This is a genomic window from Streptomyces sp. BE303, assembly GCF_036290945.1.
GTDB lineage: Bacteria > Actinomycetota > Actinomycetes > Streptomycetales > Streptomycetaceae > Kitasatospora.
Genome location: NZ_JAQYWZ010000376.1, coordinates 1 through 345 on the forward strand (window position 1 = coordinate 1; position 345 = coordinate 345).

The following is a 345-nucleotide window of genomic DNA, read 5'->3' on the forward strand; positions in this document are numbered from 1 at the left end:
ACCGCGAACAACGCCGGCTGCGCGTACCCGGTCCGGTGGATCAGCTCCTCGTCCGCCAGCACCTCCGCCAGCGGCTGGTCCAGATCGGCATCCAGGTGCAAGGCCACCGGGTCGAAGGCGTCCGCGAACACCGGGACCGCCTCGAACAAGCCCCGGCCCATCGACGCTCGCTGCGCACCCTGGCCCGTGAACAGTAACGCCACCCGGCCCGCCCGTGCGGTGCCGAGCAGACCGCCCGCACCGGACACCACCGCATCCAGCCCGGTCATCAGCTCGTCGGTGTCACCGGCGAGCACCACCGCCCGGTGAGCGAGCGCGGCACGGCGGATCGACGCCGCGCCGAGT

1 protein-coding gene is annotated in these 345 nt (G+C 73.0%); it reads right to left on the reverse strand.

All coding sequences use genetic code 11. The features are described from left to right. The coding region (locus tag PUR56_RS06240) for an acyltransferase domain-containing protein (RefSeq protein ID WP_329948156.1) at positions 1-345 on the reverse strand (345 nt) is incomplete at both ends.